A 19337-nucleotide genomic window follows, 5' to 3' on the forward strand; every position below is an offset into this window, starting at 1 on the left:
GGCTGGACGGTTGACCTACCGTCCAGCCGGTATAGTAGATGCTCATGTCCGATGTCGCCGTGACCCTCGACGCCCGCACCCGCATCCTCGATTCCGCCGAGGTGATCGTCCGCACCCGCGGCGTCGGCGGCCTGACGCTCGATGCCGCGGCGAAGCAGGCCGGCGTCTCGAAGGGCGGGCTGCTCTATCACTTCGCCTCGAAGGAAGCGCTGATCACCGGGCTGCTCGGCCGCATGGCCGAATGGATGCGACTGGATTTCGAGGCCTGCGTCGCCAGCCAGCCGGCGGGCCCCGGCCAGGTCGCCCGCGCCATGCTGGCCTGGGCCTTCGAGCTGACGCCGGAAGCGACCAACGAGCGCTGCGACCGCGCCGCCGCGGTCTTCCTTGCCGCCTTCCACCATGACCCGGCGCTGCTCGGCCCGATCCGCGCGGTGATCGCCCGGATGCGGGAGGCGGTGGCAGCGGACGGCCTGCCCGAGGGCCACGGCCACGCCATCATGGCGGCCGGCGACGGCATGTTCATGGCCCGGATCTTCGGCCTCTACACGCCCACGGAGCCGGAGCGCCACGCCATGCATGCTGCCCTCTCGCGTCTGTTGGAGCCTGTGACATGAGGCTGTTCTCCGCCTTGGCCGGTGCTGCCCTGGTGCTGCTGCTCGCCGGCGCCGCCGCGGCCACGACGCAGGTGTCGCCGGAAGCGCCCGGGCTGCTCGGCGCCATCGCCCAGTTCTTCGCCTGCGGCGATCCGGAGGAAGCGGCCCTGCTGGCGCGCGACCTGCTGGACGAGGCGGAATTCGCCAGCCTGCTCGGCGCCCAGGCCGAGGCCGGTCCATGAGCCGGAAAGGGCTGCTGCTGGCGGTCCTGGTCCTGGCCGGCCTCGGCGCCGGTGGCTGGGTCTGGCTGCGCGACGGCAACGGCGACCACGTCCCGGTGCCGGTCGCCGCCGCGGCCGCGCCGATCGGCGTCGGCGCGCTGGGCCGGGTCGAGCCGGCGTCCCGCATCCGCAAGCTGAACCAGCCCGGCGGCTTCAACGTCGCTCGGCTCGATCGGCTGCTGGTCGCCGAGGGCGACGTGGTGGAGGCTGGCCATGTCCTGGCGGTGCTGGCCGATGCCGCGCAGAAGGATGCCGCCGCCGCCCAGGCCGAGGCCGCCGCGCGGCAATCCCGCGCCGTCCTGGCCCGGATTCGTGCCGCCGGCCGGCCGGAGGAGATCGACGCCCAGCGCGCCCGGATCCAGGCATTGCAGGCCGGCGAGGCCAGCGCGCGGCGCGAGGCCGAGCGGGCCGAGGCGCTGCTGCCCTCCGGCGCCGGCAACATCGCCACCGCCGAGCGCAACCGCTTCGCCGCCAGCCGCACCGCGGCCGAACGCGCCGAGGCCGAGGCCGACTTGGTCCGGCTGCTTCGCCCGCGCCCCGAGGACATCGCCGTGGCCGAGGCCGAGTTGGCCGGCGCCGAGGCCGCTGCTGCCCGCGCCCGCGCCGATGCCGGGCTGTCGCGCATCACCGCCCCCATCGCCGGGACCGTGCTGAAGATCTACGCCAGGCCGGGCGACCAGGTGGGGTCGGACGGCGTGCTCGACCTGGCCGACCTGACCCGGCTCGACATCGTCGCCGATGTCTTCGAGACCGACGTGTCGCGGCTGCGCGAGGGCGCACCAGCCGAGGTGGTGGTCCCCGGCGAGCCGCAGCGCTACGCCGCGACCCTGCGGGAGATCGGCTGGATGGTCCGCCGCACCACCCAGGCCGGCACCGACCCGGTCGCCGCCGTCGATGCCCGCACCGTCGAGGTCCGCTTGGCACTCGGCGATGAAGGCCGCGCGGCGCTGCAGCGGCGCACCAACATGCAGGTCCAGGTGGCGATCCGGCCATGAACGTCCAGGCGCGCGAGGCGCCGGCCCCGGACTACCTGCCCTGGGCGCCGGAGCTGACCGGCGATGCAGGACCGCCGCCGCCCGAGGCCCGATCCCGCGCGCCGCGCAGCACGCCAGGGGCGGCGCTGTACCTGCCGCTGCGCCTCGCCTGGCGGCAGCTCCGGGCGGAGAAGGCCAAGCTGGCGTCCGCCATCGCCGGCGTCATGTTCGCCTGCGTGCTGGTCTTCATGCAGCTTGGGTTCCGATCGGCGCTGTTCGACAGCGCGACGGCGCTGCTGGCCAGCTTCCGCGCCGACATCTTCCTGATGCACCCGATGACGCTGGTCAGCTTCAAGCCGGAGATGCTGTCGCGGGTACGCGCCAGCCAGGCGCTGGCATTGCCCGAGGTGCAGGCGGCGGTCCCCGTCTACCTGGCGCAGGCGACCTGGCGGAACCCCGAGAACGGCACGCGCCGCGCGGTGCAGCTGGTCGGCTTCGACGTCGAGGCGGGGGTGATGGACTTCCCCGGCCTCGCCCCGCTGATCGAGACGCTGAAGCGGCCGGACACCATGGCCTTCGACCTGCGCTCGCGGCCCGAATTCGGCGCCGTGCCGAAGCTGCTGGCGGAGCGCGGGCCCTTCGAGGTGCAGGTCGGCAACCGGCAGATGGAGGTGGTCGGGCTGATCCAGATCGGGCCGTCCTTCGGCGCCGACGGCAACGTGGTGATGTCGGAGACCAATTTCCGCCGCCTGGTCAAGGAAAGGCTGGTCAGCCAGGTCGACCTCGTGGCGATCCGGTTGGTCCCCGGCGCCGACCGCGAGGCGGCGGTCGTCCGGCTGCGCCAGCTGCTGCCGCCCGACGTCGCCGTGCTGCGCGGCCCCGACCTGGTGAAGCACGAGCGCGACTATTGGGAGGAAGCGACGCCGATCGGCTTCATCTTCATGTTCGGCAGCATCATGGGGCTGATCGTCGGCATGGTGATCGTCTACCAGATCCTGTTCAGCGACATCGCCAGCCACCTGAAGGAATACGCCACGCTGAAGGCGATGGGCTATTCCAACTTCTATCTCGGCCGCGCGGTGCTCTCGGCCGCCTTCATCCTGGCGCTGCTGGGCTTCCTGCCGGGCTTCGCGCTGGCCACCTTCCTGTACGACGTGGTGGGGAAGAGCACCTTCCTGCCGCTGGCGATGGACGCATCGCGGGCGCTGGCGGTGTTCGGGATGATCTTCACCATGTGCGGCATCGCCGGGCTGCTGGCGATGCGCAAGCTGCGCGACGCCAACCCGGCGGACATGTTCTGATGGACATGCAGGCGACCCTTGGGCGGCCTGCCCCGGTCGAGATCCGCGGCCTGACCTATGCCTATGGCGAGGGCGAGCTGCGCCGCCCGGTGCTGCGCGACGTCGACCTCTCGGTCCGGCCCGGCGAGATCGTGCTGCTCACGGGCCCGTCCGGCAGCGGCAAGACCACGCTGCTGACCCTGGTCGGCGCGCTGCGGGCGATGCAGGAGGGCTCCTGCCGCGTGCTGGGGCAGGAGCTGATGGGGGCGAGCGAAGGCCAGCGGGTGGCGCTGCGGCAGCGGATCGGCTTCATCTTCCAGCAGCACAACCTGCTCGGCTTCCTCACCGCGCAGCAGAACGTCGCCATGGCGCTCGAGCTCGACCCGCGGACGACGGAGGCGGTGCGGCTGGAACGCGCCACGGCGATGCTGGCGGCCGTCGGCCTCGGCGATCGCGGCGCCAGCCGGCCGGACCAGCTCTCCGGCGGGCAGCGGCAGCGCGTGGCGGTGGCCCGGGCGCTTGCCGGCGAGCCCGGGTTGATCCTGGCGGACGAGCCGACCGCGGCGCTCGACCGGCAATCCGGCGGCGAGGTGGTGCGGCTGCTGCGCGACCTGGCGCGGCGGCGCGGGGTGCCGATCCTGCTGGTGACGCACGATCCGCGCATCCTCGACCTCGCCGACCGCATCGTCTCGATGGAGGATGGGCGGATCGTGCCCACGAAACAGGCAATGGATGCACCGGCGCCCTGATCCATTGCCGCCCGGTCGTTGACAGCCCGATCCGGCGCCAGCCACCATCCGGCGAGGTAAGACAGGGCAGGACCATATCCATGCTGGGACGAGGCTTCATCGCCGCGGCGACGCTCGCTTGCGCGCTGATCACCACCACCACCGCCTCGGCGCAGCAGACGCTGGAGGCGATCAAGGCGCGCGGCCAGCTGGTCTGCGGCATCGGCACCGGCGTCGCCGGCTTCGGCCTGCCGGACAGCAAGGGCGTCTGGCAGGGGATGGACGTGGACCTGTGCCGCGGCCTCGCCACCGCCATCTTCAACGACCCGAACAAGGTGCGCTTCGCGCCGCTGTCCTCCTCCACCCGCTTCACCGCGCTCGGCGCCGGCGAGGTGGACGTGCTGTTCCGCACCTCCACGCAGACCATGCTGCGCGACGTGACGCTGGGGCTGCGGCATGTGACCACGTACTTCTACGACGGCCACGGCTTCATCGTGAAGAAGGACAGCGTCGCCAAGGTGTCGGAGATGCGCGACGCCACCATCTGCCTGGTGCAGGGCACGACGAACGAGCAGGTGACGGCGGACCACTTCCGCAGCATCAACACCCCCTTCAAGCCGGTGCTGTACGAGCGCACCGACCAGGCGACCGCGGCGCTGCAGGCCGGCCGCTGCGACAGCTTCGGCACCGATGCCTCGCAGCTTGCCGGGGTGAAGTCGACCATGGCCAACCCGAAGGACTGGGTGATCCTGCCCGAGCGCTTCAGCAAGGAGCCCTACGGCGCCTATATCCGCCGCGACGACCAGCAATGGTTCGACGTGATCCGCTGGTACACCACCGCGCTGATCGAGGCGGAGGAGCAGGGCATTACCCGCGCCAATGCCGAGGAGATGCGCAAGACCAGCGTGAACCCCAATACCCGCCGCCTGCTGGGCGTGACGCCGGAGTTGGGCGAATCGCTCAAGCTCGACCGCAACTGGGCCTACAATGCGGTGAAGGCGATGGGGAATTACGGCGAGATCTATGACCGCTCCTTCGGGCCGGACACGCAGATCGACCTGGCGCGCGGGCCGAACAAGCTGTGGACCCAGGGCGGGCTGATCTACGCGCTGCCGATGCGGTAGCCTGAATTTCCTGGCGGGTCCGGCACCCGCCGCGCGGCGGGCGCCAACCCAGGAAAATGGATGAGGGGTTGGACGCATGCGTCCAACGGGAAAGAATATCGTCTCCCCCAACCTGCCATCTTTTCAGGCATGGGTATGCGGGTGCACATGCGGCCCCGCCCCATGGTCGTGCCGGCTTTCCTCGAAGCGCGCCGGTACCATATGCAGCGCATGATGGCGCACCCCGGTCTCGCTGGTGACCGCCTCGGCGAAGCGCCGCACCGCGCCGGAGTCTCCGCGCAATACCGACACCTCCAGGCAGGTCGCATGGTCCAGGTGCACGTGCAGGCTGGCGATGCCGAGGTCGTGGTGCGCGTGGTGCGCCCCGGTCAGCCGCCGCGCCAGGTCGCGCGCCGCATGGTCGTAGACATAGCTCAGGGTCGCCACGCAGGGTGCCGCCTCGGCGAGCGAGGCGGCCCGGTTGGTCTCCGCCCGCAGCAGGTCGCGGATCGCCTCTGACCGGCTGGCATAGCCCCGGGTGGCGACCAGGGTGTCGACGATGCCGAGCAGGTCCTCATCGATGCTGATGGTAATGCGCTCCATGCTCCCGCTCCCCGGCTGGCCGCAGTCTGCCCGGCGGATTGCCTGGCCGTCCATGTCCGTGTGAAGATTTGCCTCAATGGTATGAGGGGCTATCCAGGTGCGGCTTCGGATGGGATTGGCCGCCGCATTGCTGGGCGGCGGCGCGGTGGCGCAGGTAGCGGAATTGCCGCCGATGCTGGTGACCGCCGAGGGCGAGCGCCCCGCCGCGGCCAGCGAGATCGCGGTGCCGCGCGCCGAGCTGCTCGCCCGGCCGATCGCCCGCACCGCCGAGGCGCTCGAGGCGGCGCCGGGCCTGATCGTCACCCAGCACAGCGGCGAGGGGAAGGCGAACCAGTACTTCCTGCGCGGCTTCAACCTCGACCACGGCACCGACCTGGCGATCACGGTCGATGGCATGCCGGTCAACATGCGCACCCATGCGCATGGCCAGGGCTATGCCGACCTGAATTTCCTGATCCCCGAACTGCTCGGCGGGATGCGGGTGCGGAAGGGTCCCTACTACGCCGATGACGGCGACTTCGCCACCGCCGGCGCGCTGCGGCTGGACCTGGTCGATGCGCTGGATCCCTTCGTGCAGGGCACGGTCGGCAGCTTCGGCTATTGGCGCGGCCTCGCCGCCGGGTCGAAGGCGCTGGGGCAGGGCACGCTGCTGGCGGCCGGCGAGGTGGCGACCTACCAGGGCCCCTGGCGCAGCGGCGACGACCTGCTCCGGCTGAACGGCGTGCTGCGCTACCGCCAGGGCACCGCGCTGGACGGCTTCACCCTGACCGCCATGGGCTATGCCGGGCGCTGGGATGCGACCGACCAGGTGCCGGCGCGCGGCGTCTCCGCCGGGATCGTCGACCGCTTCGGCGCGATCGATCCGACCGATGGCGGCCGGGCGCGGCGGGCCAGCCTGTCCGGCCGCTACGCCACCACCGGCGACTGGGGCACCACGCGGGTCTCGGCCTATGCCATCCGCTCGACGCTCGACCTCTACAACAACTTCACCTACTTCCTCGACGACCCCGCCCGCGGCGACCAGTTCCGCCAGACGGACCGCCGCTGGGTGCTGGGCGGGGAGGCGGTGCAGAGCCTCCCCTGGGAAGCGCTCGGCCGTCCGGCGGAGACGCGCTTCGGCATCCAGACCCGGCACGACGACATCCGCGTCGGCCTGTCCCGCACCCAGGCGCGTACGCCGCTGTCCACGGTGCGGGAGGATGCGGTGCGGCAGGACAGCGTCGGCGTCTTCACCGACACCACCCTCCGCCCGAAGGACCGGCTGCGGCTGACCGGCGGGGTGCGGGCCGACTGGATGGGCGGCCGGGTGCGCAGCGACACGCCAGCGAATTCCGGCTACGCCGGGGAATGGATCGCCAGCCCGAAGGCCGGCGTGGCGCTCGGGCCGTGGTGGGCGACGGAATTCTTCCTCAACGCCGGCAGCGGCTTCCACAGCAACGACCTGCGCGGCGCCACCATCCGGGTGGAACCCGCGGACCGGCTGACGCCCACCGCCCGCGTGCCGCTGCTGGTGCGGGCCAGGGGGGCGGAGATCGGCGTCGCCACGCGGGCGGTGCCGGGGCTGGACAGCCGGGTGGCCGCCTTCGTGCTCGACCTGGGCTCGGAGATCCTGTTCCTCGGCGATGCCGGGACGACCGAGCCGAGCCGGGCCAGCCGGCGCACCGGCATCGAATGGACCAACCGCTGGCAGGCGACGCCGGCCCTGGCGCTCGACCTCGACGTGGCGGCGACGCGGGCTCGCTTCACCGAATCCGACCCGGCCGGCAGCCACATACCCGGCGCGCCCAACCTGGTGCTGGCCGCGGGGGCAAGCTGGGACGAGGGGCCGGGCTGGTTTGGCGCGGCGCGGCTGCGGGTCTTCGGGCCGCGGCCGCTGACCGAGGACGGGCAGGAGCGGTCGCGCACCACGGCATTGGTGAATGCCCGGGCCGGCTACCGGCTGGAGAACGGCGTCACGTTGCGGCTGGACGCCTTCAACCTGTTCAACACGAAGGCCAGCCAGATCGATTATTGGTACGCCTCCCGCCTGCCGGGCGAGCCAGCGGCGGGGGTGGAGGACCGGCATTTCCACCCGGTAGAGCCGCTGGCGGTGCGCTTCACCGTGGCGGCGGCGCTGTAGCGGACGGCCGGCGACCCGCCGTCAGATCGACCCGCCATCCACCACGAAGGTCTGTGCCGTCACCATCCGGCTGTCGTCGGCGGCCAGCCACAGCACCATCCGCGCGATGTCGGGCGGGTACAGCTTTTCCTTCAGGCATTGCCGCTCCAGGGCCGACGCCACCGCCTCCGGCGTTGCCCAGAGCGTCTCCTGGCGTTCGGTGAAGATCCAGCCGGGGACGACGACGTTGCAGCGGATGCCGGACGGCCCGAGGTCTCGCGCCAGGCCGCGCGCCAGCCCATGCACCGCCGCCTTGGCCGTGGTGTAGGCCGGCATGCCACCCTGCGCCTTCATCCAGGACACGCTGCCGAAGCAGATGATGGAGCCCTGGCCCGCATCCCTCATCATCGGCGCGACCGCCTGGGCGCAGAAGAACTGGTGGCGCAGGTTGGTGTGCATGCGCTCGTCCCAGTATTCCGGTTCCACCGTTTCCCTGCCATGCCGGTCGTCGCGCGCGGCGTTGTTGATCAGCACGGTGACGGGGCCGAGTTGCGCGGCGACATTGGCCACATCGGCACGCAGGGCCGCGACGTCGCGCAGGTCGCAATGCCGGAACAACGCGCCGGTCCGCGCCGCCACCTGCTGGCCGCCGAAATCGTCGAAGTCGAGGAAGGCGACGCGGGATCCCTGCGCCGCAAATTGCGCCACCAACTCGGCGCCGATGCCGCTTGCACCCCCGGTCACCAGCACCACGCGATCCTTGAGACTCGGGTAGCGGGCGAACCGCCCGGCATCGGTGGTGGACATGGGATTCCTCCGCAAAGGGCGCCCGAGGTTAAGCTGCGCAGGTGCCGGAAGTTCAGCCTTGCGTCGCGGGCAGGGCGCCGGCCGGGTCCACCGCGGTGGCGAACCAGTTCATGGCGAAATGCAGGTGCGGCCCGGTGACTCGGCCGGTGGCTCCCGACAGGCCGATGCGCTGGCCAGCCGCCAACTGGTCGCCTTCCGCCACCTCCAGCCGCGACATGTGCGCATAAAGCGTCTGCACGCCGAAGCCGTGGTCGAGCACCACGGTGCCGCCGGTGAAGTAGAGGTCCATCGCCAGCAGCACCCGCCCGGCGGCGGCGGCACGCAGCGGCGTGCCAACCGGCACCGCGACGTCGAGCCCGAGATGCGGCGCCCGGGCCTCCCCGTTCAGGATGCGCTGGCTGCCATAGACGCCGCTGATCCGCCCGGTGGCCGGCCAGACGAAGCCGGCGGCGAAGTGCGGCTCGGCGCTATCGGTCTTGCGGAGGGCGGCCAGGCGGTCGCGCTCGCGGATGATGCGCGCCATGGTTTCGGGCGGCGGAGTGACCATGGCGCCGGGCAGGCCCTGCAGCCGCTGCACCTGCCATTCGCGCCTGGCCACGGCCAGCCGCTGCCGCTGCGGCTGGCCGCCGGGCGGGGTGACGGTCAGCACCGCCTCCGGCCCATGGTCGCGGCCGAAGCCGAGGGCATATTCGCCGCCCGGCCCGACCCGCAGCGCGCGGCCGTCGAGGGCGAGGCGGGTGCCGGGGGCAACGCGGCCGACCACGAGCGAGCCCTGGGCATGGTCTGCGGCGCGGGCCGAAGCAGGCAACAGCAGCAGGCCGAGCAGCGAGCGCCGCGGAAGGCCGGGGGGAAGTATTCCCCCGGACCGCCATCCATTTCTCTGAGTCTTGCTGCCATTGGCAGCCGACACGGAAGAATAGATGGGGGCATCCGGGGATGCTTCCCCCCATTCTTTCTTGTCTCCGTTCACAGCAGCGCCCCCTGCTTGGGCTCCGCCTTCCGCTTCGGCTTCGCCCCGTCCGCCACGGCGCCCACGGGACCATCGGCGAAGGTCAGCGTCAGCCTGCCGCCCGCCGGCACCGCCGCCGCCGTCGTCAGCGGCGCGCCTTCGGCATCCGCCACCAGGGAGAAGCCGCGCGCCAGCACGGCCTGGTAGGAGACGCCTTCCAGCCGCGCCACCAGCCCTTCCAGCCGCGCCCGCTTCTCCCGTACCAGCGCTGCCACCGGCGTGGCCGAGAAGCGCGCGAGCGCCGGCGCCGCCTCGGCCCGGGCCACCGCCCGGTGCAGCGCCGCGGTCCGCCGCGTATCCAGCAGGCCGAGTGCCGCGCGGCGCGCAGCCATGCCCTCGCGCGGATGCGGCAGGCGAGGGGCGATGCGGGACAGCAGGCCGCGCTTGCGATCGACCAGCCCGGGCAGGGCGACGGCCAAGCGCTCGCCGCGGTCCTCCAACCGCTGCCGCAGGGCGCCGAGGATGCCGGGCAGGTCGGGCAGGCCGCGCTCCGCCATCAGCAACCGGCGCCGGGCGCGGTCGAGCAACGACTGCCCGGCCTGCAGCAGCCGCGCCGCGGTCTGCGAAAGGTCGGCCAGCAGGTCGGCCCGGGCCGGGATCGCCATCTCGGCTGCGGCGGTGGGCGTGGGCGCGCGGCGGTCGGAGGCGAAGTCGATCAGCGTCGTGTCGGTCTCATGGCCCACCGCGCTGATCAGCGGGACGGGCGACTCGGCGGCGGCGCGGACCACGATCTCCTCGTTGAAGGCCATCAGATCCTCGAGGCTGCCGCCGCCGCGGGCCACGATGATGACGTCGGGGCGCGGGACGGGACCGCCCAACGGCAGTGCGCCGAGGCCGCGAATCGCCGCGGCGATCTGCTCCGCCGCGCCGGCGCCCTGGACCGCGACGGGCCAGAGGATCAGCCGGCGCGGGAAGCGGCGCAGGATGGTGGTGCGGATGTCCTGGATGACCGCGCCGCGCTCGCTGGTCACCACGCCGATCACCCGCGGCAGCATCGGCAGCGGGCGCTTGCGCTCGGGCGCGAAGAGCCCTTCCTCCAGCAGCCGCTTCCGCAGCGTCTCGATCCGCGCCAGCAAGGCGCCCTCGCCGGCGTATTCCAGCCGGTCGATGACTAACTGGTACTCGGACCGGTCCCCATAGGTGGTGACCTTGCCGGTGGCGAGGACCTCGACGCCTTCCTCGGGCTTCAGGCCGAGCCGGGGCACGGTCGCCTTCCAGATCACCGCCTTCAGTTTGGCGTTCTCGTCCTTCAGGGCGAGATAGATATGGCCGGAGGGGTAGCGCCGGAGCTCGGTGATCTCGCCGCGCACCCGGACCCGGCCGAAGGCGCCTTCCAGCGTGCGCTTGATGGCGCCGGAAAGCTCCGAGACGGCGAATTCCGGGATGTTCGGGGCGGCCTTGGCGACCGGCGGCGTGGTGTCCATGGCGGCAGGATATGCTACGGGGCCGCGGCCGGGGAGGCCGTTCCCGGCATGTTTCAGCAAGCGGTCCGATGACCGGAGGGCGCAGATGTGCCCGGAGGTCCGAATCGGCCCGCCCGGAGGAAGGCGCGATCCCATGAAGGTCCTCGTGGTCGGTGGTGGCGGGCGGGAGCACGCGCTGTGCTGGGCGCTGTCCGGCTCCTCGATGCTGACCAGGCTTTGGTGCGCCCCGGGCAATGCCGGCATCGCCGAAGTGGCCGACTGCGTCGCGATCGGCGCCGAGGACATCCCCGGTCTGGTCGCCTTCGCCACGGAAAAGGCCGTGGACCTGGTGGTGGTGGGGCCGGAAGCGCCGCTGACCCTGGGCCTCGCCGATGCCTGCGTCGCGGCCGGGCTGCGCTGCTTCGGGCCGTCCGCCGCCGCGGCGCGGCTGGAAGGCAGCAAGACCTTCACCAAGCAGGTCGCCGACGCCGCCGGCGTGCCGACCGCCGCCTGGGCCCGCTTCACCGACCCCGTTGCGGCCCGCGCCCATATCCGCACCCAGGGCGCCCCGATCGTGGTCAAGGCGGATGGCTTGGCCGCCGGCAAGGGCGTGGTGGTGGCGGCAACGCTGGAGCAGGCCGAGGCCGCCATCGCCGACATCATGGAGGACCGCGTGCATGGCGCCGCAGGCGCCGCCGTGGTGATCGAGGAATGCCTGGTCGGCCAGGAGGTCTCCTTCTTCGCCCTCTGCGACGGCGACGCGGCCCTGGCGCTGGGCGCGGCGCAGGACCACAAGCGGGTCGGCGACGGCGATACCGGGCCGAACACCGGGGGCATGGGCGCCTATTCCCCGCCTCCCGTCTTCACCCCGGCGCTGCACGACCAGGTCATGACCGAGGTCATCCGCCCGACGCTGGCCGAGATGGCCCGCCGCGGCACGCCCTTCCGCGGCGTGCTCTTCGCCGGATTGATGATCACCGCGACCGGGCCGAAGCTGATCGAGTTCAACGTTCGATTCGGCGACCCGGAGTGTCAGGCGCTGATGCTGCGGCTGCGATCCGACCTGCTGGCGGCGCTGCTGGCCGCCTGCGACGGGGAACTGGCCGATTTCGACCTGCGCTGGGACCCGCGGCCGAGCCTCGTGGTGGTGATGGCGGCGAATGGCTATCCGGGCGCCTATGCCAAGGGGACGGAGATCCGCGGCCTCGACCGCGCCGCGGCGGTGCCCGGCGTGCAGGTCTTCCATGCCGGCACGGTGCGGCGGGCGGATGGCGGGGTGCTGGCCAATGGCGGCCGGGTGCTGGGCATCGCCGCGACCGCGGCGACGGTGCAGGCGGCGCGCGACGCAGCCTATGCCGCAGTGGATGCGATCGACTGGCCGGAAGGCTTCTGCCGGCGCGATATCGCGCATCTGGCGCTGTAGGACGGATCGCCGGAGGGCAGGCTTGGCTCAGGGCCAGGATCTGCCCCGAAAACAATACGCTGGAGCGGGATGTCAGGCCGGCTCCAGCACCTCCTCCACCGGCCCGTCGGCGACGATCCGCCCGGCTTCCAGACGGATCGCCCGGGTGCACCACTCGCGCACGATGGCCATGTCGTGCGTCGCCAGCACCAGGATCTCGGCATCGCTGACCAGCTTGGCCAGCTTCTCCCGTGCCTTGGCCATGAAGGCGGCGTCGCCGGCCAGGAACCACTCGTCCATCAGCAGCACCTCGGGCTCCATGACGGTGGCCATGGCGAAGGACAGCCGCACCTGCATCCCGGCCGAGTAGGTCCGCACCGGGACATCGAGGAATTCGTTGAGGCCGGAGAAGGCGCCGACCGCGTCCGCCATGGCTTCGCTCGCGGCCTCCGACAGGCCGCGGAACAGGCCGCGCAGGACGATGTTCTCCCGCCCGGTCGATTCCTGGTCCATCCCGGCGGAGGGGTCGATCAGCGCGCCTACGAGGCCGGCGACCTCGAGCCGTCCGCCGACCGGTTCGTAGACCCCGGCCAGCGTCCGCAGCAGCGTGGTCTTGCCGGCGCCGTTGCTGCCGACCAGCGCCACGCGCTCGCCGCGGCCGATCCGGAAGGACAGGTCGCGCAGCGCCGCGACGACGACGCGGTGCGAGGCGTCTTCCCGCATGCGCAGCGGCGACTTGGCGAGGATACGCTTCTTCAGCGATCTCGCGCCCATGTGATAGAGCGGGAACTCGATGGTCAGGCCCTGGGCCAGGATGTGGGGCATGGCGCTAGACCCAGAAGGCGATGCGGCCGCGGAAGCGGATGAAGAAGGCCAGCGCCACCCCTGCCACCAGCAGCGTGTAGAGGCTGGCGGAGAGCCAGACCAGGGCCGGCACGCCGCCCTCGACCAGCGGGCCGCGCACCGTCTCCATCAGCACGTAGAAGGGGTTCAGCGGCAGCCAGACCGCCTTGTCGCCCAGCAGTTCGGGCTTCCACAGCACCGGCGACATGAAGAAGGCGAGCTGCATCAGGCTGGCGACGATCGGCCCGATGTCGCGGAACCGGGCACAGAGCATGCCGAGGAAGAGCGCGATGAAGAAGGCGTTCACCGCGACCAGCGCCAGGCCGGGGAGAACGAGCAGGACCTCGAGGCCCGGCAGGGTGCCGCAGGCGGCGAAGACCAGGAAGACCAGCGGCAGGCTGTGCGCGGTGATCAGCGCGTTGCGGAAGACGCAGCGCAGGACATGGACGGAGAACGGCAGCGGCACCTGGCGGATGATGCCCTCGGCGCTGGTCAGGCTGATGCAGGCGTCGGTGACGGTCTGCGAGATCATGTTCCAGACGATCAGGCTGACCGCGATGAAGGGCAGGTAGCCGGCCAGTTCCATCTTGAAGAGCGAGGAGTAGAGCAGGCCGAGGCCGACCACCATGACGGCGGTCGACAGGGTGAGCCAGAAGGGGCCGAGGACGGAGCCGCGGTAGCGGTTGCGGATGTCGAGCCGGGCCAGGGCGGCGGGCAGCCGCCAGCGGCGCAGCCCGGTCGCCAGGTCCTCCAGCGCCGCGGCGCGGCGGCGCGGCTGCGCCGCGTCGCTGACGTACAGCGGCGCCGCCCCAAGGGGCGCGGCTCGGGACGCAGCCTGGCGGGGCAGGGTCGAATCCAGCATGCGGCTGGCTATAGAGGGGCCCCCGGGCATGCCGAAAACAAATAGCGGACAGCAGTCGATCCGGTTGCAGGGATGATCGCCGGCATGGTTGCAGCGTCGCCGTGCGCCGAGGACACAGGCAAGACTTTGCCGCAGCAAAGTATTGCGATGCAGACTCGGTCTTGCCGAGCCCGGTCGGAAGCGTGTAGGGCTGGCACTTCATGGACGTAGGACGTCCGCCTGGTCTTCGGGGCAGCCTGGAGGCACGCATCGTGGGGACGGTGCGGGTCTCGGGGGGGCAGGCTTCGGAACCCGGTCTTCATAGACCCGACGGAGCCAAGGGGATGTCCCAGGGGAAGCGGACCACTTGCGAGACCGGCCGGACGGCGCGGGGCATCGTTGCCCGCGTCGGGCGGCCTGCCCTCGCGCTGTCGGTTCTCGCGTTGCTGGCGGCCTGCGGGCAGTCCAGCCAGACGCCCGCCACCAAGCAGGCCGCGGCGGTGCACGGCCATTACAACCGCCCGAGCAGCTACGACCCGCCGGGACCCGCACGCGATCCCTGGGGGCCCTATATCCGCGATGCGTCGCGCCGCTTCGACGTGCCGGAGCGCTGGCTCCGCGAGGTCATGCGCCAGGAATCGGGCGGCCGGGTCGGCGCCACCAGCCCGGTCGGCGCGATGGGCCTGATGCAGGTCATGCCCGGCACCTACCGCGAACTGCGCAGCCGCTACGGCTTCGGCAGCGATCCCTACCACCCCTATGACAGCATCATGGCTGGCGCCGCCTATATCCGGGAGATGTACGACCTCTACGGGTCGCCGGCATTCCTGGCCGCGTACAATGCCGGGCCGCGACGGCTGGAGGATTACCTCTGGAACAGCCGGGGGCTGCCGGCCGAGACGCGCAACTACGTCGCCCGGATCGGCCCCAACATCGTCGCCCACCACCCGTCGAAGCGCGCGGCGCCGGAGATCTATGCCGCTGCGGAAATCCCGCTGAGCATCCCGGCCGGGCCGCGGCGGATGGACAGCGCCACCATGCTGGCGCTGAAGGAACAGCGCGACATGCAGCAGCCCGGCATCACGCCGACGGTGCTGGCCGGCCCGGTGGTGCGGATGGACCCGATCCCCGATGGCAGCACGGACCAGCCGGTCCAGGTCGCCTCGTTGGGTCCGGTCGTGCGGATGGATCCGATCCCGGACGGCAGCACGTCCGTGGCCCCGCGTGGCGAGGTGATCCGGATGGATCCGATCCCGAACCCGCCGATGCCGGAGCCAGCGGCGCGCCCGCGCGGCGCGGACCCGGAGCCTGCCGCCCTGCCGCGGCCGCGCCCCACCACGCCGGCCGCGACACGCGTAGCACCCGCGCCGCGTACCCAACTCGCCGCGGCGCCGGCGCCGATGCGGCCGACGGCCGTGCTGCAATCCGGCCCGGCCCGTGGCTTCGGTCTGCTCGGTACGGCCCAGGCCTCCACCCTGCCGACCTCGGCCATGCGGCCGGCCGTTGCCCGCGGCCCGGCAATCCCGGCCGGCGGCTGGGCGGTGCAGGTCGGTGCCTTCGCCAACCAGTCGCAGGCGCGGGATGCGGCCGCGGCGGCGCAGGACGCCGCCGGGGGCCGCACCGCAGTACAGCCGGTCGCCGCCGGCCGCGCCACGCTGTACCGCGCCCGGGTCACCGGACTGTCCCAGCCGGCGGCCCAGGCCGCCTGCGATCGGCTGAAGCGCAAGGGCGCCTGCATCGTGCTGTCGCCCGACTCCCAGGGCTGACGCGCAGCGCCGTCGGAAGTGGCCCCGGGCGCGATCCCGGGGCGTCGCGGCGCTTGCGGCTTCCCCACAAAAGATGCCACGCAGTCGTGCTTCCTGCCGGATCCGGCAGGGGCTGGACCGCGTGTATCCAGGTCGGGACCAGCCCGGGCGGGACACGCCTGAAGCTGCAGGTCGATCGGAGGAGCACGCATGTCAGACGCCATACCGGAGTCCGGCCCCGCCGGCTTGAGGAACCCCCCCGCCCGCCGCCCTATCGCGCTGGCGTCGACCCGGCTCGTGGTCAGCGGTACGGGCGAGAATGACGACGAGACCGAGGAAGAGGACGACTTCGAGGACGAGGAGGACGAGGATCTGCTCGACGAGGACGAGGACCTCGACGAGGATGATGACGACGAGGACCTCGACGAGGATGATGACGACGAGGACCTCGACGAGGAGGAGGAGGAGGACTGAGCCCGCCGCGCCGCTGCGGTTGATCGCGCCGGATCGAAGGCCGGCTCCCCCCTTGCTGTCGCGCTGCGCCTCGCTCAGGCTGCGGCGCGAAAGACCAAGCCTGGGGAGAAGTCCATGACTGCCGATGCCGCGCCGGCCAATGCCGGATTCGCGTCGCTCGATGCGCTGGTGCGGCCACGCTCCGTGGCCGTCATCGGTGCCTCCGACGAGCCTGCGCGGATCGGCGGACGGCCGATCGCCTACATGAAGGAACGGGGTTTCCAGGGCGAGATCTGGCCGGTCAACCCGAAGCGGGCGACGGTGCAGGGGCTGACCGCCTACGCCTCGGTCGAGGCGCTGCCGGCCGCCCCCGACGTCGCCATCATCGCCGTCCCGGCCGAGCACGCCATCCCGACGCTCGATTCGCTGGGCAAGAAGGGCTGCCGCGCGGTCATCGTCTTCTCCGCCGGCTTCGCCGAGATGGACGCCGCCGGCGCTGAGGCGCAGGACCGGCTGACCGCAGTGGCCAGGCGCCACGGCATCAGGCTGCTGGGGCCGAACTGCCTCGGCGTCTTCAACGACAGCATCCGCTTCTACGGCACCTTCACCGCCAGCTTCGAGAAGGGCTGGCCGGTGCCGGGGCGGATCGGCGTGGCCTCGCAGTCCGGCGCCTATGGCACGCATCTGTTCGCCGCGGCCCTCGATCGCGGATTGGGCATGCAGGTCTGCATCACCACGGGCAACGAGGCCGAGGTGGCACTCGGCGACGTGCTGGGCTGGATGGCGCAGGCGCCGGAGGTCGACGTGATCTGCGCCTATGCCGAGGGCATCCGCGAGAGCACCCAGTTCATCGCCGCGCTCGACCTGGCGCGGCGCAACCGCAAGCCGGTGGTGATGATGAAGGTCGGCCGCAGCATGCTGGGCGGCGCTGCGGCGAAGTCGCACACCGCTTCCATCGCCGGCGATGATGCGGTGACCCAGGCGGTGCTGGACGAATTCGGCGTGGTGCGGGCGCGGACGACCGAGGAGATGCTCGACATCGCCTATGCCGCCTCGCGCCGCATCTATCCGGCGCGCAATACCCTGGGTGTGCTCACCGTGTCGGGCGGCGCCGGTGTGCTGATCTCGGACGCCGCCGAGGCCGCGGGCCTGGCCATGCCGCCGATGCCGGAGGCAGCGCAGGAGAAGCTGCGCGGCCTGGTGCCCTTCTGCGCCCCGCGCAACCCCATCGACTGCACCGCGCAGGTCACCAACAACCTGCCGCTGATCACCGAATTCGCCGAGAGCGTGGCGACCGACGGCGGCTATACTTCGATCCTGTCCTTCTGGTCGCAGACCGCGGCGGGGCGCAGCGTCGGCCCCAGCCTGCACCAGCAGATGCGGGCGATCCGCGCGGCGCATCCGGACCGGCTGTGGGTGATGTCCATGCTGGCGCCGAACAAGACCGCGGAATACGAGGCCGACGGCTGGGTCTGCTTCGAGGACCCGTCCCGCGCGGTGACCGCCATCGCCGCCATGGGGCAGTACGGCGCGTCCTTCGCCAAGGCCGGGGAGCCGCGCGCCGCGGTGCCGCTGCCGCAGGTGACGCTGCCGGCGACGACGCCCTCCGAGGCGGTGGCCAAGGCGCTGCTGGCCGAGGCCGGCGTGCCGGCTGTGCCGGAACATGCGTGTTCCGACAGCGAGGCGGCGGTCGCTGCTGCCGAGCAGATCGGCTACCCGGTCGTGCTCAAGATCCTGTCGCCCGACATCCTGCACAAAAGTGAGATCGGCGGCGTGCTGCTGGATGTCGCCAATGCCGACCAGGTACGGCACGGCGTCGCCACGCTGCTGGACCGTGCCAGGCACCACGCGCCCAATGCGCGGCTCGAGGGCGTGCTGGTGGCCAAGCAGATCAAGGGCGCGGTCGAGATGGCGCTCGGCGTCTTCCGCGACCCGGTCTTCGGGCCGGTGGCGATGGTCGGCCTGGGCGGCATCTTCGTCGAGGTGCTGAAGGATGTCTCCTTTCGCCGCTGCCCGTTCGATACGACGGAGGCCGAGCGGATGATCCGTTCGCTGAGGGGCTTCCCACTGCTGGATGGCGCGCGGGGCCGGCCGAAAGCCGATGTGCCGGCGCTGGCCAAGACGCTCTCGGCGCTGTCCGCCTTCGCCATCGCGGCCGGGCCGCGGCTGGCGGGCGTCGATGTCAATCCGCTGCTGGTGCTGCCGGAAGGGCAGGGGTGCTTTGCCGCGGATGCGGTGATCGAACTGGAAGGGGAGAGCCACTGACGATGGCCATCAATTACGACCACCTGATGAACTACCCGATCCCCGAGGTGCGGCAGACGCTGCGCTGGCAGGATGTTGCGCTGTACAATTTCTCGGTCGGGCTCGGCCAGGACCCGATGGACGAGCAGCAGCTCGACTTCCTGTACGAGCCGCGGCTGAAGGTCGTGCCCTCGATGCCGGTGGTGCTCGGCTCGCCCGGCTTCTGGTCGCGCAACCCGGATACCGGCATCGTCTGGCAGCAGATCCTGCACGGCGAGCAGGGCCTGGTGCTGCATGCGCCGCTGCCGACCGAGGGCGAAGTCGTCGGTCGGTCCCGCACCACCGGCCTCGTCGATCGCGGCGAGGGCAAGGGCGCGCTGATGTACTCGGAACGCGAGATCCGCGACGCGAAGACCGGCACGCTGCTGGCGACCGCCACCTCGACCAGCTTCCTGCGCGGCAACGGCGGCTTCGGCGGCCCGACCGGCCCGGTGAAGCAGCCGCATCCGGAACCCGACCGCGCGCCCGACGTAACGCTGGACCTGGCGACGCGGCCGGAACAGGCGCTGGTCTACCGGCTCAACAGCGACCTCAACCCGCTGCATATCGATCCTGCGGTGGCGAAGCAGGCCGGCTTCCCGCGCCCGATCCTGCACGGGCTCTGCACCTTCGGCACCATCTGCCACGCGCTGCTGCGGGAGATGTGCGGCTACGACACCGCCCGCTTCGGCCGGATGGACCTGCGCTTCTCCTCACCGGTCTACCCGGGCGAGACGATCCGCACCGAGATCTGGAAGGAAAGCGGCGGCGCCGCCTTCCGGGCGCGGGTGGTGGAGCGCGACAAGGTGGTGGTGAGCAACGGGCTGTTCCGCTACGCGTAAGGCAAGGCCGGGGAGAAGGTATTCTCCCCGGACCCCTCATCTGTTTTTC

General features: G+C 71.7%; 18 protein-coding genes. 12 read left to right on the plus strand and 6 right to left on the minus strand.

Annotation, left to right across the window (positions count from 1 at the left end):
* Positions 1 to 44: 44 nt before the first annotated feature.
* The 6 genes from ACFQS7_RS14285 to ACFQS7_RS14310 all read left to right on the plus strand — a co-directional run bounded on the left by ACFQS7_RS14285 (position 45) and on the right by ACFQS7_RS14310 (position 4980).
* Positions 45 to 614, plus strand: coding sequence for a TetR/AcrR family transcriptional regulator (locus ACFQS7_RS14285; RefSeq protein ID WP_380067753.1), 570 nt, complete (start codon positions 45 to 47; stop codon positions 612 to 614).
* Entirely contained in the window at positions 611 to 835 is a 225-nt protein-coding gene (locus ACFQS7_RS14290; RefSeq protein WP_380067754.1) for a hypothetical protein, read from the plus strand. Before ACFQS7_RS14285 ends, ACFQS7_RS14290 begins: the two co-directional genes overlap by 4 nt.
* Complete coding sequence (locus tag ACFQS7_RS14295; RefSeq protein WP_380067755.1) at positions 832 to 1869, plus strand: HlyD family efflux transporter periplasmic adaptor subunit; 1038 nt, start codon at positions 832 to 834, stop codon at positions 1867 to 1869. Before ACFQS7_RS14290 ends, ACFQS7_RS14295 begins: the two co-directional genes overlap by 4 nt.
* Positions 1866 to 3149: an ABC transporter permease DevC gene (devC, locus tag ACFQS7_RS14300; protein WP_380067756.1), complete on the plus strand. Its 1284-nt coding sequence runs from the start codon at positions 1866 to 1868 to the stop codon at positions 3147 to 3149. Before ACFQS7_RS14295 ends, devC begins: the two co-directional genes overlap by 4 nt.
* The gene (locus ACFQS7_RS14305; protein WP_380067757.1) at positions 3149 to 3877 is read left to right on the plus strand and encodes an ATP-binding cassette domain-containing protein; all 729 of its coding nucleotides are present in this window, start codon (positions 3149 to 3151) and stop codon (positions 3875 to 3877) included. Before devC ends, ACFQS7_RS14305 begins: the two co-directional genes overlap by 1 nt.
* A gap of 80 nt (positions 3878 to 3957) precedes the next feature.
* Positions 3958 to 4980: an amino acid ABC transporter substrate-binding protein gene (locus tag ACFQS7_RS14310; protein ID WP_380067758.1), complete on the plus strand. Its 1023-nt coding sequence runs from the start codon at positions 3958 to 3960 to the stop codon at positions 4978 to 4980.
* Between the two features lie 123 nt (positions 4981 to 5103).
* Here ACFQS7_RS14310 and nikR read toward each other — a convergent pair whose 3' ends face one another.
* Positions 5104 to 5562 (minus strand): nickel-responsive transcriptional regulator NikR, encoded by a 459-nt coding sequence (gene nikR, locus ACFQS7_RS14315; RefSeq protein WP_380067759.1) that lies wholly within the window; start codon positions 5560 to 5562, stop codon positions 5104 to 5106.
* Positions 5563 to 5671: 109 nt separating this feature from the next.
* Between nikR and ACFQS7_RS14320 the strand changes: the two genes are divergently transcribed.
* Complete coding sequence (locus ACFQS7_RS14320; protein ID WP_380067760.1) at positions 5672 to 7681, plus strand: TonB-dependent receptor; 2010 nt, start codon at positions 5672 to 5674, stop codon at positions 7679 to 7681.
* A 21-nt stretch (positions 7682 to 7702) separates the two neighbouring features.
* Here the strand turns inward: ACFQS7_RS14320 and ACFQS7_RS14325 are convergent, their stop codons facing one another.
* The 3 genes from ACFQS7_RS14325 to xseA all read right to left on the minus strand — a co-directional run bounded on the left by ACFQS7_RS14325 (position 7703) and on the right by xseA (position 10900).
* The gene (locus ACFQS7_RS14325) at positions 7703 to 8467 is read right to left on the minus strand and encodes an SDR family NAD(P)-dependent oxidoreductase (protein WP_380067761.1); all 765 of its coding nucleotides are present in this window, start codon (positions 8465 to 8467) and stop codon (positions 7703 to 7705) included.
* A 52-nt stretch (positions 8468 to 8519) separates the two neighbouring features.
* Complete coding sequence (locus ACFQS7_RS14330; RefSeq protein WP_380067762.1) at positions 8520 to 9275, minus strand: M23 family metallopeptidase; 756 nt, start codon at positions 9273 to 9275, stop codon at positions 8520 to 8522.
* 158 nt (positions 9276 to 9433) lie between these two features.
* Positions 9434 to 10900 (minus strand): exodeoxyribonuclease VII large subunit, encoded by a 1467-nt coding sequence (gene xseA, locus ACFQS7_RS14335; protein ID WP_380067763.1) that lies wholly within the window; start codon positions 10898 to 10900, stop codon positions 9434 to 9436.
* Between the two features lie 133 nt (positions 10901 to 11033).
* Here xseA and purD point away from each other — a divergent pair, with 133 nt between their 5' ends.
* Complete coding sequence (gene purD, locus ACFQS7_RS14340; protein WP_380067764.1) at positions 11034 to 12302, plus strand: phosphoribosylamine--glycine ligase; 1269 nt, start codon at positions 11034 to 11036, stop codon at positions 12300 to 12302.
* Positions 12303 to 12374: 72 nt separating this feature from the next.
* Here purD and ACFQS7_RS14345 read toward each other — a convergent pair whose 3' ends face one another.
* Together ACFQS7_RS14345 and ACFQS7_RS14350 are read right to left on the minus strand one after the other, a co-directional pair.
* Positions 12375 to 13106 (minus strand): ABC transporter ATP-binding protein, encoded by a 732-nt coding sequence (locus ACFQS7_RS14345; protein ID WP_380067765.1) that lies wholly within the window; start codon positions 13104 to 13106, stop codon positions 12375 to 12377.
* Between the two features lie 4 nt (positions 13107 to 13110).
* Positions 13111 to 13986 (minus strand): ABC transporter permease, encoded by an 876-nt coding sequence (locus ACFQS7_RS14350; protein WP_380067766.1) that lies wholly within the window; start codon positions 13984 to 13986, stop codon positions 13111 to 13113.
* 323 nt (positions 13987 to 14309) lie between these two features.
* Between ACFQS7_RS14350 and ACFQS7_RS14355 the strand changes: the two genes are divergently transcribed.
* The 4 genes from ACFQS7_RS14355 (at position 14310) to ACFQS7_RS14370 (ending at position 19288) form a co-directional block, all read left to right on the plus strand.
* On the plus strand, positions 14310 to 15731 hold the full coding sequence (locus ACFQS7_RS14355; RefSeq protein ID WP_380067767.1) for a transglycosylase SLT domain-containing protein: 1422 nt from the start codon (positions 14310 to 14312) through the stop codon (positions 15729 to 15731).
* Positions 15732 to 15920: 189 nt separating this feature from the next.
* Positions 15921 to 16184: a hypothetical protein gene (locus ACFQS7_RS14360; RefSeq protein ID WP_380067768.1), complete on the plus strand. Its 264-nt coding sequence runs from the start codon at positions 15921 to 15923 to the stop codon at positions 16182 to 16184.
* 114 nt (positions 16185 to 16298) lie between these two features.
* On the plus strand, positions 16299 to 18428 hold the full coding sequence (locus ACFQS7_RS14365) for an acetate--CoA ligase family protein (RefSeq protein WP_380067769.1): 2130 nt from the start codon (positions 16299 to 16301) through the stop codon (positions 18426 to 18428).
* A 2-nt stretch (positions 18429 to 18430) separates the two neighbouring features.
* Positions 18431 to 19288, plus strand: a complete 858-nt coding sequence (locus tag ACFQS7_RS14370; protein ID WP_380067770.1) for a MaoC/PaaZ C-terminal domain-containing protein — start codon at positions 18431 to 18433, stop codon at positions 19286 to 19288.
* Positions 19289 to 19337: the final 49 nt, after the last annotated feature.

It is taken from the genome of Dankookia sp. GCM10030260 (genome assembly GCF_042666655.1).
Taxonomy (GTDB): domain Bacteria; phylum Pseudomonadota; class Alphaproteobacteria; order Acetobacterales; family Acetobacteraceae; genus Paracraurococcus.